Source organism: Streptomyces sp. NPDC091280 (assembly GCF_044768565.1).
Classification (GTDB): domain Bacteria; phylum Actinomycetota; class Actinomycetes; order Streptomycetales; family Streptomycetaceae; genus Streptomyces.
Genome location: NZ_JBIVUZ010000011.1, coordinates 28757 through 43061, shown reverse-complemented (window position 1 = coordinate 43061; position 14305 = coordinate 28757). Strand labels below are relative to the sequence as shown.

Annotated in this window: 15 protein-coding genes; 4 read left to right on the top strand and 11 right to left on the bottom strand. The window is 71.9% G+C overall.

The window, feature by feature from the left end; all coding sequences use genetic code 11:
* Positions 1-141: 141 nt before the first annotated feature.
* Positions 142-1494 carry a class II 3-deoxy-7-phosphoheptulonate synthase gene (locus ACIQPR_RS30850; RefSeq protein ID WP_403654921.1) on the bottom strand — a complete coding sequence of 451 codons (1353 nt, stop codon included), beginning with the start codon at positions 1492-1494 and terminating at the stop codon, positions 142-144.
* A gap of 95 nt (positions 1495-1589) precedes the next feature.
* Here ACIQPR_RS30850 and ACIQPR_RS30845 point away from each other — a divergent pair, with 95 nt between their 5' ends.
* On the top strand, positions 1590-1646 hold the full coding sequence (locus tag ACIQPR_RS30845) for a trp operon leader peptide (protein WP_361863798.1): 57 nt from the start codon (positions 1590-1592) through the stop codon (positions 1644-1646).
* A 102-nt stretch (positions 1647-1748) separates the two neighbouring features.
* Complete coding sequence (locus ACIQPR_RS30840; protein WP_403654919.1) at positions 1749-3638, top strand: anthranilate synthase family protein; 1890 nt, start codon at positions 1749-1751, stop codon at positions 3636-3638.
* A 56-nt stretch (positions 3639-3694) separates the two neighbouring features.
* On the opposite strand, the gene ACIQPR_RS30835 is transcribed toward ACIQPR_RS30840, so the two are convergent.
* The 4 genes from ACIQPR_RS30835 to ACIQPR_RS30820 form a co-directional block, all read right to left on the bottom strand.
* Entirely contained in the window at positions 3695-4723 is a 1029-nt protein-coding gene (locus ACIQPR_RS30835; protein ID WP_403654917.1) for a 6-phosphofructokinase, read from the bottom strand.
* A 121-nt stretch (positions 4724-4844) separates the two neighbouring features.
* Positions 4845-5522 (bottom strand): response regulator, encoded by a 678-nt coding sequence (locus ACIQPR_RS30830; RefSeq protein WP_403654915.1) that lies wholly within the window; start codon positions 5520-5522, stop codon positions 4845-4847.
* Positions 5519-6748: a MacS family sensor histidine kinase gene (gene macS / locus ACIQPR_RS30825; RefSeq protein WP_403654913.1), complete on the bottom strand. Its 1230-nt coding sequence runs from the start codon at positions 6746-6748 to the stop codon at positions 5519-5521. The genes ACIQPR_RS30830 and macS overlap by 4 nt, the downstream gene beginning before the upstream one ends.
* 32 nt (positions 6749-6780) lie before the next feature.
* Positions 6781-7527, bottom strand: a complete 747-nt coding sequence (locus ACIQPR_RS30820) for a lysophospholipid acyltransferase family protein (RefSeq protein ID WP_403655630.1) — start codon at positions 7525-7527, stop codon at positions 6781-6783.
* A 198-nt stretch (positions 7528-7725) separates the two neighbouring features.
* Here ACIQPR_RS30820 and ACIQPR_RS30815 point away from each other — a divergent pair, with 198 nt between their 5' ends.
* Positions 7726-8538 carry an alpha/beta hydrolase gene (locus ACIQPR_RS30815; protein ID WP_403655628.1) on the top strand — a complete coding sequence of 271 codons (813 nt, stop codon included), beginning with the start codon at positions 7726-7728 and terminating at the stop codon, positions 8536-8538.
* Positions 8531-9139, top strand: coding sequence for a hypothetical protein (locus tag ACIQPR_RS30810; RefSeq protein ID WP_403654911.1), 609 nt, complete (start codon positions 8531-8533; stop codon positions 9137-9139). The genes ACIQPR_RS30815 and ACIQPR_RS30810 overlap by 8 nt, the downstream gene beginning before the upstream one ends.
* Here the strand turns inward: ACIQPR_RS30810 and ACIQPR_RS30805 are convergent.
* From ACIQPR_RS30805 to ACIQPR_RS30780, 6 genes are all read right to left on the bottom strand, one after another.
* Complete coding sequence (locus tag ACIQPR_RS30805; protein WP_403654909.1) at positions 9136-9894, bottom strand: endonuclease/exonuclease/phosphatase family protein; 759 nt, start codon at positions 9892-9894, stop codon at positions 9136-9138. The two genes, ACIQPR_RS30810 and ACIQPR_RS30805, sit on opposite strands and share 4 nt — an antisense overlap.
* 74 nt (positions 9895-9968) lie before the next feature.
* Positions 9969-10922 (bottom strand): ROK family glucokinase, encoded by a 954-nt coding sequence (locus ACIQPR_RS30800; protein WP_403654907.1) that lies wholly within the window; start codon positions 10920-10922, stop codon positions 9969-9971.
* Between the two features lie 162 nt (positions 10923-11084).
* On the bottom strand, positions 11085-11570 hold the full coding sequence (locus tag ACIQPR_RS30795) for a DUF5304 domain-containing protein (protein ID WP_403654905.1): 486 nt from the start codon (positions 11568-11570) through the stop codon (positions 11085-11087).
* Positions 11571-11651: 81 nt separating this feature from the next.
* Entirely contained in the window at positions 11652-12827 is a 1176-nt protein-coding gene (locus tag ACIQPR_RS30790; RefSeq protein ID WP_403654903.1) for an ArsA family ATPase, read from the bottom strand.
* Positions 12828-12930: 103 nt separating this feature from the next.
* A complete protein-coding gene (locus ACIQPR_RS30785) occupies positions 12931-13374 on the bottom strand; it encodes an SRPBCC family protein (protein ID WP_403654901.1) in 444 nt (147 codons plus the stop codon).
* A gap of 133 nt (positions 13375-13507) precedes the next feature.
* A complete protein-coding gene (locus tag ACIQPR_RS30780; RefSeq protein ID WP_403655626.1) occupies positions 13508-14263 on the bottom strand; it encodes a metallophosphoesterase in 756 nt (251 codons plus the stop codon).
* Positions 14264-14305 lie beyond the last annotated feature (42 nt).

Below are 14305 nucleotides of genomic sequence, written 5' to 3'. Positions count from 1 at the left end.
CTCCCCGGCTCTCCCCCCCCCCCCGGTATTTGTAACCCCCAACACCCCCCCCCCGGGGGCGGGGGGCCCCAATCGGGGGGGGGGGGGGGGGGGTGGGGCCCCCCCCCCCCCCCCGCCACGCTGCTGTAACAGGTGAAACAGTTACTGGTCCCTGTACATCTCGGCGACCAGGAAGGCCAGGTCAAGGGACTGGCTGCGGTTGAGGCGCGGGTCGCAGGCCGTCTCGTAGCGCTGGTGCAGGTCGTCGACGAAGATCTCGTCGCCGCCGCCCACGCACTCGGTGACATCGTCACCGGTGAGCTCGACGTGAATGCCGCCCGGGTGGGTGCCGAGGCCCTTGTGGACCTCGAAGAAGCCCTTCACCTCGTCGAGCACGTCGTCGAAGCGGCGGGTCTTGTGGCCGGAGGCCGCCTCGTAGGTGTTGCCGTGCATCGGGTCGGTGATCCAGGCGACGGTCGCACCGGACGCGGTGACCTTCTCGACCAGCTCGGGCAGCTTGTCGCGGACCTTGTCCGCGCCCATCCGCACGATGAAGGTGAGCCGGCCCGGCTCGCGGTCCGGGTCGAGGCGCTCGATGTACTGGAGCGCCTCCTCGGCGGTGGTCGTCGGGCCGAGCTTGATGCCGATCGGGTTGCGGATCTGGGAGGCGAACTCGATGTGCGCGCCGTCCAGTTGACGGGTGCGCTCGCCGATCCACACCATGTGCCCGGAGACGTCGTAGAGCCTGCCGGTGCGGGAGTCGACCCGGGTCAGGGCCGATTCGTAGTCCAGCAGCAGCGCCTCGTGCGAGGAGTAGAACTCGACGGTCTTGAACTCCTCCGGGTCCGTCCCGCAGGCCCGCATGAAGTTCAGCGCGCTGTCGATCTCGCGGGCGAGCTGCTCGTAGCGCTGGCCGGAGGGGGACGACTTCACGAAGTCCTGGTTCCAGGCGTGCACCTGGCGCAGGTCGGCGTAGCCGCCGGTGGTGAAGGCGCGCACCAGGTTGAGCGTGGAGGCGGACGCGTTGTACATCCGCTTCAGGCGCTCGGGGTCCGGGACGCGGGCCTCCTCAGTGAAGGCGAAGCCGTTGACGGAGTCGCCCCGGTAGGTCGGGAGGGTCACCCCGTCGCGGGTCTCGGTCGACTTGGAGCGCGGCTTGGAGTACTGGCCGGCGATCCGGCCGACCTTCACGACCGGCACCGAGGCGGCGTACGTCAGTACGGCGCCCATCTGGAGGAGGGTCTTCAGCTTGTTGCGGATGTGGTCGGCGGACACCGCGTCGAAGGCCTCGGCGCAGTCGCCGCCCTGGAGGAGGAACGCCTCTCCCTTGGCGACGGCCGCCAACCGGGCACGCAGCTGGTCGCACTCGCCCGCGAAGACGAGCGGCGGATACGACGCGAGGTCCGCGATCACTGCGCGCAGAGCCTCGGTGTCGGGGTACTCGGGCTGCTGCGCCGCGGGCAGGTCTCGCCAGGTGTTGCCAGCGCTGGCGCTGGTCTTAGCGTTCACGGTCACGCCTCAACATTACGGGGTCGTGTCGAGGTGTTTTCGCACGGCTCGACAGGTGAGACACCCGCACGCTCAGGTGGGCGTGGGGTAAGGTGCGTCGCATGTTCGCGCACACGATCCAGAACTGGTGGTGGACCGCTCATCCGGCGGCCCACTGACTGCGCGTACCCGACAGTACTTCGCGAAGGCCGCCCGAGGGGCGGCCTTCGGTGTTTCCCGGGCCGTTCCTCACCGACATCGACATCGCCGGAAGAGGAACCATGGACCTGACACAACTGCTGGCCGACGACCGCCCCTTCGCCCTGCTGCGCCGCCGCACACCCGGCCACGACGAGAACACGGTGGAGCTGTTCGTCGGCCGCGTCAGCTCCTACGACCGCCTCGCCGACCTCCCCGGCGAGGGCCTGGCGCTGATCCCCCACCGCCAGATCCGCGAGCGCGGCTTCGACGTCCGCGACGACGGCACCCCCCTGTCCTTCCTCACCCCCGAGGAGTCGTACGTCCTCCCGCTCGCCGACGCGCTGGCCCAGCTCCCCGCGCACGGCGTGCGGGTCGAGGGCGGTGGCTTCGACGTCGACGACGAGGCGTACGGGGAGATCGTCGGGCGGGTGCTGCGGGAGGAGATCGGGCGTGGCGAGGGCGCCAACTTCGTCATCCGGCGGACGTACGAGGGGGAGATCCCCGGGTTCGGCAGGGCCGACGCGCTGGCGCTGTTCAGGCGGCTGCTGGTGGGTGAGCGGGGCGCCTACTGGACGTTCGTCGTGCACACCGGGGAGCGGACGCTGGTGGGGGCCAGCCCCGAGGTGCATGTGCGGATGTCCGGCGGGACGGTCGTCATGAACCCGATCAGCGGGACGTACCGCTATCCGGCCGAGGGGCCGACGCCGGAGCACCTGCTCTCCTTCCTCGCCGACGGCAAGGAGATCGAGGAGCTGTCGATGGTCGTCGACGAGGAACTGAAGATGATGTGCACGGTCGGCGACATGGGCGGGGTCGTCGTCGGGCCGCGGCTGAAGGAGATGGCCCATCTCGCGCACACCGAGTACGAGTTGCGCGGCCGGTCCTCGCTGGACGTGCGCGAGGTCCTGAAGGAGACCATGTTCGCGGCGACCGTCACCGGCTCGCCGGTGCAGAACGCCTGCCGGGTCATCGAACGCCACGAGGTGGGCGGCAGGGGCTACTACGGCGGCGCCCTCGCCCTCGTCGGCCGCGACTCCGGCGGCGCGCAGACCCTCGACTCCCCCATCCTCATCCGCACCGCCGACATCGACCCGGCCGGCCGGCTGCGGGTCCCGGTCGGCGCGACCCTCGTCCGCGGCTCCGACCCGGCGGGCGAGGTCGCGGAGACCCACGCGAAGGCGGCCGGCGTACTGGCCGCACTGGGCGTGGGGCCGTCCCGGCCGCGCGAGGAGGGCACGCGGCCCCGGCTCGCCGACGATCCGCGGGTGCGGGCCGCGCTGGACGGGCGCCGCACCTCGCTGGCCCCGTTCTGGCTGCGGATGCAGGAGCGGTCCGCGGAGCTGACGGGGCACGCGCTGGTCGTCGACGGGGAGGACACCTTCACGGCGATGCTCGCGCATGTGCTGCGCTCCGGCGGCCTGGAGGTGAGCGTGCGGCGCTACGACGAGGAGGGGCTGCGGGAGGCGGTGCTCGCGCACGAGGGGCCCGTGGTGCTGGGCCCCGGCCCGGGCGACCCCTCGGACCTGTCCGACCCGAAGATGCGGTTCCTGCGGGAGCTGACCGCCGAGGTCCTGCGGGCCAACCGGCACGGGGTCCTCGGTGTGTGCCTCGGGCACGAACTGGTCGCGGCGGAGCTGGGGTTGGAGATCGTCCGGAAGGAGGTCCCGTACCAGGGGGCGCAGACGGCGGTCGACCTGTTCGGGCGGGCGGAGACCGTCGGCTTCTACAACAGCTTCGTGGCGCGCTGCGACGACGAGGCCGCCGTCGAGCTGAGTGCCCAGGGGGTGGAGGTGAGCCGTAGCGCGAGCGGTGAGGTGCACGCGCTGCGCGGGCTGCGTCGTGCCGGAGGCGCGCCGAGGAGCGCGGTCGCCGGGGTGCAGTTCCACCCGGAGTCGGTGCTGACGCTCAACGGGGCGGCGATCGTACGGGAGTTGGTGGGTCAGCTGCGGGGGGCGAGCACGTTGTCCTGACGAGGCTCCGGACGCCGGCCGGGCTGCCCGGCCGGCGTCGGGAGCGCGACGCGGGCTCAGCCGAAGAAGACCCCGACCTCGTCGTACAGCTTCGGGTCCACCGTCTTCAGCCGGGCCGTCGCCTCCGCGATCGGGACGCGGACGATGTCCGTGCCGCGCAGGGCGACCATCTTGCCGAAGTCGCCGTCGCGGACGGCCTCGATGGCGTGCAGTCCGAAGCGGGTGGCGAGCCAGCGGTCGAAGGCACTGGGGGTGCCGCCGCGCTGGATGTGCCCGAGGACGGTGGTACGGGCCTCCTTGCCGGTCCGCTTCTCGATCTCCTTGGCCAGCCACTCGCCGACCCCGGACAGCCGCACATGCCCGAAGGAGTCGAGGGTGCCGTCCTTCAGCACGACATCGCCGTCCTTGGGCATGGCCCCTTCCGCGACGACCACGATCGGGGCGTACGACGCCTTGAAGCGGGAGGTGATCCAGCCGCACACCTGGTCGACGTCGAAGCGCTGCTCGGGGATGAGGATGACGTTGGCGCCGCCGGCCAGGCCGGAGTGGATCGCTATCCAGCCCGCGTGCCGGCCCATGACCTCGCAGACCAGGACCCGCATGTGCGACTCGGCGGTGGTGTGCAGCCGGTCGATAGCCTCGGTGGCGATGCCCACCGCGGTGTCGAAGCCGAAGGTGTAGTCGGTGGCGGACAGGTCGTTGTCGATGGTCTTCGGTACGCCGACGCACGGCACGCCGTACTCGTCCGAGAGCCGCGCGGCCACGCCGAGGGTGTCCTCGCCGCCGATCACGACGAGCGCGTCGACCTCCTGCGCGGCGAGGTTGGCCTTGATGCGGCCGATGCCGTTCTCCAGCTTCAGCGGGTTGGTGCGGGAGGAGCCGAGGATGGTGCCGCCGCGGGGCAGGATGCCGCGCACGGCGGGGATGTCGAGACGGACGGTGTCGCCTTCGAGCGGGCCTCGCCAGCCGTCCCGGTAGCCGACGAAGTCGTAGCCGAACTCCTGGACGCCCTTGCGGACGATGCCCCGGATGACGGCGTTGAGTCCGGGGCAGTCGCCGCCTCCGGTCAGTACTCCGACGCGCATGGAAAAGTCCCTTCGCCGCGGTTTCCTGTGACCACCACGCTAATGGTGATCCAGGTCACAGCGGGATGGGCGGGAAGGTCAATTCGGCCGGATTGCGGGGCAGTTGATCTACCCGGTCCGGCTACGCGTCGTCGAGGCCGCGCTCTATCGCGTACCGCACCAGCTCCACGCGGTTGTGCAACTGGAGCTTGCCCAGGGTGTTCTGGACGTGGTTCTGAACCGTGCGGTGCGAGATGACCAGGCGCTCGGCGATCTGCTTGTAGCTCAGGCCCTTGGCGACCAGGCGCAGCACCTCGGTCTCGCGGTCGGTGAGTCGGGGCGCCTTGGGCTCGTCGCTGCCGGCCGCCGGTGCCGGGTCCGAGGCCAGCCGGCGGTACTCGCCGAGGACCAGCCCGGCCAGCCCCGGGGTGAACACCGGGTCGCCGACCGCCGTCCGGCGCACCGCGTCCAACAGCTCTTCCGTGGAAGCCGACTTGAGGAGATAGCCGGTCGCGCCGGACTTCACCGCCTCCAGCACGTCGGCGTGCTCGCCGCTCGCGGAGAGCACCAGGACCCGCAACGCCGGGTTGGCGCCCACCAGTTCCTTGCAGACCTGGACACCGGGCAGCACCGGCAGATTCAGATCCAGGACCAGGACGTCCGGGGCGGCGGCCTTCGCCCGGCGCACCGCCTGCTCGCCGTCCCCGGCCGTGGCGACCACCTCGAAGCCCGACTCGGCCAGGTCGCGGGCGACCGCGTCGCGCCACATCGGGTGGTCGTCGACCACCATGACCCTGATCGGGCCCCGCCGCTCACTCATCGTGTCCCCGCCTTCCCCCGCGTCTTCGGTACTTTCAGCTCGACTTCCGTGCCCTGCCCGGGAATCGAGACCAGCTCGGCGCTGCCGCCCAGGTCCCGCAGCCGGCCCCGGATCGACAGGGCGACCCCGAGCCGCCCCTCCCCCTCGGCCTGCGCGAGCCGCCCCTCGGGGATACCTGGCCCGTCGTCCCGCACGGTCACCACGACCTCGCCTGGCTCGTCCTCGACCAGGATCCAGGCACGGGCCTCGTCACCGGCGTGCCTGCGCACATTGTCCAGGGCGGCACCGACAGCGGCGGCCAGCTCCTTCGCGGCGGGCGCGGGCAACGGCACCGGGGCGCCGGGCTCGGCGAAACTCACCTTCGCGGCGGCGTACGGGGCGAGGAGGGCACGGAGATCGACCGGCCCCTCGGCGTCGGCCCCTTCGTCGTCGGACTCCTCCTCCACGGCCCGTACGACCGCGCCCTGAGCCGCGTCCAGCGACACCCGGGAGACGGGCACCAGGCCGCCGGAGACCAGCGTGCGCAGGGCGATCTCCTGCTCGCCGGCCATCCGGCCCAGCTCGCCCGCCTCGCCGCCGAGCACGGCACCGCGCCGCTGCACCATGGCCAGCACCTGGAGGACACCGTCGTGGATGTCCCGGGCCAGCCGCTCCCGCTCCCGGGTGGCGGCCTCGATCTCCAGGGCGCGGGCCAGGGTGCGTTCGGAGGCGCGGGCGACCTCCACGACGTAGCCGATGGCGATGGAGGCGACCCAGACGAGGACCACGTTGTGCACGGTGTCGCGGGCCGGGGAGCCGCGCTCGACCAGGTTGGCGACGGCGACCGGGGTGGAGGCGAACGCGGCCCAGCGCCAGCCGCCCTTGATGGCGTACGCGAGGACCGAACCGGCGGTCCATATCGACGGCAGGGTCGGGCCGCCGCTGTCGATGTGGTGGGCGTCGGCGGCGAGCGGGGTGAGGACGATGCCGGTCAGCGCGATGGCGAGGTCGACGGCGAGGAAGCGCTTGGTGCAGGCGACCGCGCTCTGCACCCGGGGCAGGGTGGCGAGCGTCCAGACGAAGAGGACGACGTAGAAGGCGATGGCGACGCCCGGCCGGTCGAAGTCGTCGTAGGCGGCGGCGAACAGCCCGACCGCGTACAGCATGGTCAGCACGCGGTAGCCGCTCAGGGCACGCCACAACGGCTGCTCGACCGACATCCTGATGACACGCTCGCGCTTGGCCACCTACCCCACCCCCGACGCAGACCGGCTCCACCCTAGGGGCCGGGCTGTTCCTTCTCCGCTTGTGCGAGTGCGGCCTTGGCGGCCTTGTCCGCTTCCTTGCCGGCCTTCGCCGATTCCGCGAGCTGCCGCTTGGCGGCGGTCGCGTAGATGTCGACGTACTCCTGACCGGAGAGCCTCATGATTTCGTACATGACCTCGTCGGTCACGGCGCGCAGCACGAAGCGGTCGTGCTCCATGCCGTTGTACCGGCTGAAGTCGAGCGGCTTGCCGATCCGGATGCCCGGGCGCATCAGCTTCGGCACGACCTTGCCGGGCGGCTGGATCTTCTCCGTGTCGATCATCGCGACCGGGATCACCGGGGCGCCGCTGGCGAGCGCCACGCGCGCGAGGCCGCCGGGCTTGCCGCGGTACAGCCGGCCGTCCGGGGAGCGCGTGCCCTCCGGATAGATACCGAACAGCTCGCCGCGCGCCAGGACGTCCAGCCCGCTCCTGATCGCGGCCTCGCCCGCCCCGCGCGCACCGGAGCGGTCCACCGGGAGCTGGCCCGCGCCCTTGAAGAACGCGGCCGTCAGCTTGCCCTTCAGCCCGGGCGTCGTGAAGTACTCGGCCTTCGCGATGAAGGTCACCTTGCGGTCGAGGATCGCGGGCAGGAAGAACGAGTCCGAGAAGGAGAGGTGATTGCTCGCCAGAATGGCGGCGCCCTCCGCCGGAATGTTCTCAAGGCCCTCCACCCACGGCCTGAAGGCGACCTTCAGCGGCCCACCGATGGCGACCTTCATCGTGCCGTACAACAACCGAGTGCCTCCTGTGCTCATCGATCAGACCTTAACCCGGAGCACCGGCAAAGGACCCGACGACCCTGGTCGGTGTCAGTGCGGTCGCGTACGGTTAACCGCACCTGGACTCGTTCACGCCCCACTCACGCACACCCTTCTCATGAACATGAACACGCCCCTCTCATGAACAGGAGACCGAAGGTGCCGGTCCTCCCCGGAGCCGAGCCGTACCGCCACGAGGGCGGGGAGGTCGGAGTGCTCCTCTGCCACGGCTTCACCGGTTCCCCGCAGTCGCTGCGCCCCTGGGCGGAGCATCTGGCCGAGCGCGGCCTCACCGTGTCGCTGCCGCTGCTGCCCGGGCACGGCACCCGCTGGGAGGACATGCAGGTCACCGGCTGGCAGGACTGGTACGCGGAGGTGGACCGCGAGCTGCGCGCCCTGCGCGAGCGCTGCTCGCAGGTCTTCGTCGCGGGCCTGTCCATGGGCGGCGCGCTGGCCCTGCGGCTGGCCGCGAAGCACGGCGACGCGATCAGCGGTGTCGTGGTCGTCAACCCCGGCATCAAGGTGCACGGCCTGTCCGCGTACGCCCTGCCGGTGGCCCGTCATCTGGTGCGTACGGTGCCGGGCATCGCCAGCGACATCGCGAAGGAGGGCAGCGAGGAGGTCGGCTACGACAAGGTGCCACTGCACTCCGCGCACTCGCTGCGCAATTTCTTCCGGCAGGTCGACCGCGAGCTGCCGCAGGTCACCCAGCCGCTCCTGCTGCTGCACAGCACCCAGGACCATGTGGTGCCGCCGGCCGACTCGGCCCGGGTCCTCAGCCGCGTTTCCTCGACCGACGTGACGGAAATCCTGCTGGAACAGAGCTACCACGTCGCGACGTTGGACCACGACGCGGACCGGATTTTCGAGGAGAGCTTCACGTTCGTCGGCCGGCTCGCACCCAGTGTCGGCAAGCAGGCGTCCGACACGGGCCGGGTGGGCGAGCAGGAAGGGACGGCCACAGGTGGCTGAGCACGACTCCGACCGCGAGGGCCTCGAACCGGACGAGCAGGGCGTCCCGTTCGACGAGGAGGCCGCGTGGGCCGCGATCGTCGCCGGGTACGGCGACGAGCCCAAGGATCCGCCGGGCGCCAAGCCGTTCAAGTCGATCGAGGACCTGGCGCTGCTCGACCCGGAGAAGAACGACGAGCGGCCCAAGGCCACCGACCCGGACCAGGACAAGGGCGCGGGCACGGACCGGGGCACGGAGGAGCCGGCGCCCGCCAAGCCGCTGGGCAGCTCGGTGTCGTTCGCGCCCGGGGTCGGCGGACCCCGTGACTACAGCGCGCCGGACGCCTCCGAGGACGACTTCGACGAGGACGACGAGGGCCACTTCGTGCCGCCGGAGCCGCCTCCGCTGCCGGCCGCCGACACGACGGCCAAGTTCGCCTGGCTCGGGGTGATCGGCGGACCGATCCTGCTGCTGCTCGCGGTGCTGCTCGGCTGGGACATGACCTGGTGGCTGGCGACCCTCGGCATCGGCGGTTTCCTCGGCGGCTTCGGCACGCTGGTGATGCGGATGCGGACGGACGACGAGGAGGGGGACGACCCCGGGCGCGGGGCCGTCGTCTAACGCGCGGGGATTCTGAGGGCGGCCAGGACCGGGAAGTGGTCCGTGGCCGCCCTCGCGTCTGTCTCCGTGACCCCGGGCAGGCCGAGTGGCACCCCGCACCCGAGCACCTCGACGCCCCGCGTCGCGAAGATCGCGTCGATGCGCTGGTAGGGGTTGCCGGGGGTCCAGGTGTACTCGTCGCCCCAGGGGGCGGTGGCCCAGCAGTCCTGGAGGTCCTTGGCCAGCCGGGTGAAGGTGCGGCCGTCGGGGCGGTCGTTGAGGTCGCCGCCCGCGACGGCGTGGTCGACGCCCATACCGGCCAGCCGGTCGAGGAGCATGCCGCCCTGGTCGTGGCGTTCGTCCTCGCGCAGGCTGAGATGGCAGCTGAGGACACCGAGCCGGGCGCCGCCGAAGCGGACCACCGCGGTCGCGAAGCCGCGGCGGTGTTCGCCGGGGGTGAGGGGCAGGAGGACGTCCTCGGTGCGCTCGACCGTGGCGCGCAGCGAACAGAGCAGGGCGGGGCCCGCGGCGGTGCCGCCGCCGGAGAGGACGACCAGGTCGGAGGCGGACGCGAGGCGGGCCAGCTTCTTGCGCCAGCGGAAGAAGCGGGGGGCCTCCTGGACCAGGACGAGGTCCGGGGCGCAGGCCTTGATCACCCGGGCCAGGGCGGTGGTGTCGTCGCGCATCGAGCGGATGTTGTAGCTCAGGACGCGGATGATCGCCGAACCGTCCGGTTCGGTACGGGAGTTGGGGAGCAGCGGGGTCGAGGTCGCCATACGGATCAAGATACGACGGAGCCCGCCGCCCCGGAGTGAGGGCACGGCGGGCTCGTCGCGTACGGCCGGGCGCGCTACATGATCGGGTCGGGCTCCCGTGCCAGGTCGGCCGCTCCGACCATGCCCGCCTTGTTGCCCAGCTGGGCGGCGATCACGTCGGCGACCGGGCGCCAGTTGCCGCCGACCAGCCAGCGCTTGTAGGACTTGCGGATCGGGTCGAGGACGAGTTCGCCCTCGTCCGAGAGGCCGCCGCCGACGATGAACGCGGAGGGGTCGAAGAGGGAGGCGAGGTCGGCGAGGCCGGCGCCGGCCCAGCGGGCGAGTTCGCGGTAGGAGTCGACGGCGACCGGGTCGCCCTGCCGGGCGGCCATGGAGATGTGCTTGCCCTCGATGCCCTCGGGGCTGCCGTCGCCGAGCGAGAGCAGCACCTCGGCGGCCTCGGGGGTGGCGTTGGCGCGCTGCTTGGCGTAGCGGACGAGGGCGCGGCCCGACGCGTACTGCTCCCAGCAGCCCTGTGAACCGCAGCCGCACAGCAGGCCGTCCGGCACCATGCGGATGTGGCCGAACTCCGCGGCCACCCCGAAGTGCCCGCGGCGCAGCTTGTTGCCGATGATGATGCCGCCGCCGAGGCCGGTGCCGAGGGTGATGCAGATGACGTTGCGGTGGCCCTTGCCGGCGCCGAACCTGTACTCGCCCCAGGCCGCGGCGTTCGCGTCGTTCTCCACGACGACCGGGAGGCCCACCCGGGCCTCGACCTTCTCCTTCAGCGGCTCCTGGCGCCAGTCGATGTTCGGCGCGAAGTACACCGTGGACCGCTGGCGGTTGACGTACCCGGCGGCACCGATGCCCACGCCCACGATCTCGTGCCCGGCGCGCGCTCCGTCGACGGCGGCGGCGATGGCGTCGACGATGCCCTCCGGCGTGCCCGGGGTGGGCACCTGGTGGGTCGACAGGATGGTGCCTTCCTCATCGACCACGCCGGCCGCGATCTTGGTGCCGCCGATGTCGACGCCGATGGTGAGTCCCATGAATCCCTCAGTTTCGGTCGAGCCCCGCTACGGCCCACCGTACCCGAGGGCCCGGCGTCGGATCAGCGTCGTCGGTCCGCTGAGCGGGCCCTGTGGGACAGGGCCGGGTCGTGTCCGCGAAGTCCCGTCGTCCGCCCGGAGGGCGGGCCTCGCGGACACGGCCTAGTCGAGGTCGATGCGCTCGCCGGGACCGGACTCGTCGCCCGGGTCGCGGAGGTTCTTGAGTTCGGTGTCGCGGGCGGTCCAGCGCTGTTCCTGGGCCTGGACGGCGGAGCGGTAGGCGGCGAGGAGTTCGTTGCCGGCCGCCGCGAGGTGGTCGAAGACGTCCGGGTTGCGTTCGATGACGGGCTCGACGGCGGCCTTGGCCTGCTGGACGACCTGCTTCACCACCTGCTGGGCGGCCGGTCCCGCGACCTGGCCGAGCAGTGGTGACTGGAGGCCGGACAGCTTGTCCGCGACGGTGTCGACGAGCTTGCGCAGTTCCTCGGCGGCCGAGCCCGGGGGCGGGCCGTACTGGGTGCGGCGGCGGGCCTTCTCCGCCGCGAGGTCCTCGGCCGCTGCCGTCGCCCAGGCGTCGGCGTCGGTCGCCCGCACCTCGTCGAGCGCCTCGTCCTTGTCGGCCTCGTACGGGGGGAGCTCTTCGCTCATGACGGACTCCTGACTACGGTTCGTCTCTACGACGTTACCCGAATGGGCGTACGCGCTTCACGTCTCGCACCCACCGAATCCTCACCTTCCCTGCGGCCACAGGTCCGGGTCGGGCGCGAAGCGGACGCGCAGTTCGCCCTCCCGCAGCGCGGCACCGGCCACGGTGCAGCGGCGCAGGGCCGAGGGCAGGGGGACGATACGGCGGAACTGGCCGACGGTGACGACGAGTTCGTCGCCGCGGCGGACGAGGTCCAGCTCGTCCCGTATCGCGCCGGGCAGCGGCAGGTGCCAGACGAGGACCCGGCCGCCGTCCGCGGTGGCCTCGTCGGTGACGGGCCACTCGACCGCGGAGCCGGTCGTGTCGGCCCCGGGCACGGCGAGCGCGGCGAGGTCGTCGTCGCCGCGCGGGTCGTGGCCCAGGTGCGGGACGTGCCGGACGTCGTAGGCGCCCTGCCATTCGTCCAGGGTCTTGCGCTGCTGGGCGACCGGGCCGGCCGGCCAGCCGTCCTCGACGGACTCGGGGAGCACCCGGTTGGCGACCAGCAGGTCGGGGCGCAGGCCGCGCAGGGCCAGGGCGAGACCGGCCGCGCGGACCGCGTCGGCGCCCGCGGGGCCGGGCTCGGCGACCAGGCGTACGGACGTGTCGCGGTCGGCGAGGACCGCTTCGACCGCGGCGAGTTCCGTGTCCCAGCGGCCCGCGGTGTCGTAGAGCCATTCCGAGGGCATCGGGACGCCCGCGAGGCGGCCGAGGACCGGGCGCAGGGCGCGGGCCGCCTGGCGCTCCGCGGGGAGGAGACGGCGGAGGTAGCGGCGGAGTTCCTCGGGGAGGGCGAGGAGGGCGAGGGCCTGGGGGGTGGGCGGGAGGTCCACGACGAGGAGGTCGTGGGTCTCGGAGAGGGCCGCGTCCCGCAGGGCCCGCAGGAGGGCCAGTTCCTCGGCGCCGGGGAGGGGGGTGAGTTCCTCCGCGTCCAGGCGGGCCGCGCCCAGGAGTTCGAGGGCGGAGGAGGCGCGCTTCTGGAAGGCGGTGAGGTCGGTGCGGAAGGACTCCGTCGCGTCGGGGCGCCAGGCGGTGAGGTGCTCGGTGACCCGTACGGGTGCCGCTCCTGTCGGCACGCCCAGGGCCGCGCCGAGGGTGTCGGTCCGGTCGGCGCCCAGGAGGATGGTGCGGGTGCCGGCGTTCGCGGCGGCTCGGGCGGTGGCCGCGGCGAGGGTGGTTCGGCCGCTGCCGCCCGGACCGGTGATCAGGAGGGTGCGCATATGAGTGAACGGTAGTCGGTCGGCGGGTGGGGGTCGGGCGCCGTCGCCCGGGGCTCCGCCCCCGGACCCCCTTCGGTGCCGGAGAAGTCCCGGCCGGCCCGCCCTACTTCTCGCCCGACTCCACCCGCTTCTTCAGCCCCGCCAGCGCCCGGTCGATGATGACCTTCTCCGCCTTGCGCTTGATCATGCCCAGCATGGGGATCTTGACGTCCACGGTGAGGAGGTAGGTGACCTCGGTGGCGTCCGCGCCCTTGGGCTTGAGGAGGTACGAGCCGTCGAGGGAGCGCAGCATCTGGGACTTGACGAGGGTCCAGGAGACCTCGTTGTCACCGGTCCAGGTGTAGGCGAGGACCTGGTCGTCCTTGATCGCGCCGGCGTCCATGACGAGGCGGACCTGTTCGGCGCGGCCCCGCTCGTCGGTCTTGAGGACGTCCGCCTCCTTCACCTCTCCCGTCCAGTCCGGGTAGCGGGCGAAGTCGGCGATCACCGCCATGACGTCGGCCGGTGCCGCCTCGATCGTGATGCTCGAACTGGTGTGTTCCGCCATCGCTGTGGCTCCTCCAGATGCGGACCGGCAGGGCGTCGTCGTGCGCTTGTGCGTGCAGCGTGAAGGCTACCTCTCCGCCAACCCCCTTACCGCACCCCCTACCTGCGGACATCAGGGGCGGCCGGCCGGGGAGTCACCATTCCAGCGCCCAGGGTTTGCCGCTGCCCGCGAAGTGGCCGACGTTCACGCACTCGGTGGCGCCGATCCGCATCCTGCGGACGAGGGGCTGGTGGACATGTCCGAACAGTGAATAGCGGGGCCTGGTGCGGCGGATGGCGTCCAGGAGGGCGCGGCTGCCGCGTTCGAAACGGCGCGCGACGGTGTCGTAGACCAGCTCGGGGACCTCGGGCGGGATGTGGGTGCACAGGACGTCGACCTCGCCGACGGCCTCGATCTTGGCGGCGTACTCCTCGTCGCTGATCTCGTAGGGGGTGCGCATGGGGGTGCGCAGGCCGCCGCCGACGAAGCCGAACGTCCAGCCGCCGATCTCGACGCGTTCGCCGTCGAGCACGGTGGTTCCGGGTTCGGCGTACTCGGGCCACAGGGTCGGCATGTCGACATTGCCGTAGGTGGCGTACGTCGGGATGGGGAAGGCGGCGAACATCTCCGCGTACTGCTTGCGGACCGCCTTCTCGATGAGGGCCGCGCGGTCGCCGCCGACCGTGCTCCAGAGGCGGGCGCCGAGTTCGCGGGCCTCCTCGAAGCGGCGGGCGGTGCGCAGCTCGACCAGGCGGTCGGCGTTCGCCTCGCCGAACAGTTCGGGGAAGATGCCGCGCGTGTGGTCGGCGTAGTCGAGGAAGAGGACCAGGTCGCCCAGACAGATCAGGGCGTCGGCACCCTCACCGGATCCGGCCAGGTCACGGGCGTTGCCGTGCACGTCGCTGACCACATGTACGCGCGTCCGGGAGTTACCGGATGGTGTGGGTGCCAT